The organism is Polynucleobacter sp. 35-46-11, assembly GCF_002281105.1.
This window is the reverse complement of record NZ_NCFJ01000484.1, coordinates 1,456-3,343: the sequence shown is the minus strand read 5'-3', so window position 1 is coordinate 3,343 and position 1,888 is coordinate 1,456. Positions and strand designations below refer to the sequence as shown.

At 43.9% G+C, this 1,888-nt stretch carries 2 protein-coding genes; one reads left to right on the top strand and one right to left on the bottom strand.

Annotation, left to right across the window (positions count from 1 at the left end; all coding sequences use genetic code 11):
• Positions 1-95: 95 nt before the first annotated feature.
• Positions 96-581 (bottom strand): hypothetical protein, encoded by a 486-nt coding sequence (locus tag B7Y67_RS16675; RefSeq protein ID WP_215300967.1) that lies wholly within the window; start codon positions 579-581, stop codon positions 96-98.
• 123 nt (positions 582-704) lie between these two features.
• On the opposite strand from B7Y67_RS16675, the gene B7Y67_RS16670 reads away from it, so the two are divergent.
• Positions 705-1,888: MFS transporter (locus B7Y67_RS16670; RefSeq protein WP_293599587.1), on the top strand; the 1,184-nt coding region annotated here is incomplete at its 3' end.

The following is a 1,888-nucleotide window of genomic DNA, read 5'->3' as shown; positions in this document are numbered from 1 at the left end:
AAATGTACTGTATTTGCATATGCCATGGTGAGCTCCTTAAGGGTTAACCCTAATGATACTCCAAATACACTGCAATGCAACAAAATTAGAGCTACTTAAAGGTCAAGCCTATTCTTGTATTTTAAATTCCAGGCCTCTTTATAGACGCTGGTCATACCAAACATGATTGAGGTGGTCCATGCAAGAGAGAAAAGACCAGTAAAGGAAATAAAGAAAGCCAGCGTTTTCCAACCATCTGGCAATGCATCAGGTTCAAATCCTACGGTCGTGTAGCAACTGCCTGCAAAAAGAATTGCCTCGATGGGCTCTTTAAAGAGGCTGAAGCTAAAGATGAAGATTGCCCACAGAAAAATTTCAAGAACGTGTGTGAGTGCGATGAAGGCAAATGAGGCATAAAAATGAGCGAATACACGGTTGTATTGACTAAGCTTTAAGCATTTACTGGTGCGTCGGTCAAATCGCATGTAGATGTGATTAATAGCGCTGCCATGAAAAACCAAAATAACAATTAAACCGACTATTCCCCAAAGTGCGTCCCTTAGAAGAGGAAGTATGGGGAAATTAATGAGGGCTTCAAGCATAGATATCTAGATCAAGGGTGAGCATTAGCCAAAATTATTTAAGACAAGCTTGCTAAGACTAGGCAGCATTTTTATCGGTAAGCCTTGATAATGGCACATCCTCAATATCATGTAAAGAAACCCTTGACCGAGCATCACATGCCAGGCGGAAAGAGAAACGAACGTTTTTTCTTATTCTCCTTAGCCGGAATTCAGTTCACCCATATTCTGGACTTCATGATCATGATGCCTTTGGGGCCTGAATTTATTCGTGAGCTCAATATCAATACCCATGAGTTTGGTTTATTGCTTTCCTCTTATACATTTGCCGCTGCCATTGCAGGAGTCTTTGCTACTTACTTTGTAGATCGATTTGAGCGGAGAGTACTGCTACTGAGTTTGTATGCCTGTTTTATTATTGCGACCCTAGTTTGTGGTCTGGCCCCCGATTACCATTCACTCTTTATTGCGCGAGCCTTCGCAGGAGCATTTGGAGGCATCCTAGGCTCATTGGTGCAAACGATCGTTGCTGATTCCATTCCATTTGAGCGCAGGGGGAAAGCATTGGGCACTGTAATGTCAGCATTCTCAATATCGACAGTAGCTGGTGTTCCGCTCAGTTTATTTTTGGCCAACAACATTCCATCTTTAGGTTGGCGTGCACCGTTTATCTTCATTGCTTTGATATCGAGCCTTATTTTGTATGTCGGCTATCGCAATATTCCTAAGATCACCGGACATCTTGGGCTGACTCACGAGGGAAGTCGCCTTAGTCAAATCTGTAATATCTTCTTTGCTCATCAGCACTTGCGAGCATTTGTTTTTATGGCGCTTATTATGTTGACCGGATTTTCCGTCATCCCCTATATCGCTCTCTACTTGACTGCCAATGTTGGTATTGATAACTCTTACATTTCCTTAATTTATCTTTGCGGTGGGATTGCAACACTCATGAGTTCTCGCGTAATTGGCCATATGGCCGACCATTACGGAAAGGTCAAGGTCTTTAGAGTGCTCGCTGTGATTAGCTTAATTCCATTGGTCGTCACAACCAATCTCATGCCGGTACCACTTTGGGTGGTATTGATTAACTCCACCGCCTTTTTTGTCTTGGTTTCTGGGCGCATGATTCCGGCGATGGCTATAGTGAGTCAAGTAGTAGAGGCCAAAGTCCGAGGTACGTTTATGAGTTTGGTGGGCTCGGTACAAATGCTTGCATCCGGGCTAGCCTCAGTTCTTGCGGGTATGGTCGTGACTATTAGTGCTGATGGGAAGATGGAGCATTACAACCTGGTTGGTTACGGGGCAGCTCTGTGCGGCTTGCTTAC

Bases quoted from the DNA above. Each gene is read 5' to 3' on its own strand.
- B7Y67_RS16675 (WP_215300967.1), bottom strand. From the start codon at position 581: ATGCTTGAAGCCCTCATTAATTTCCCCATACTTCCTCTTCTAAGGGAC.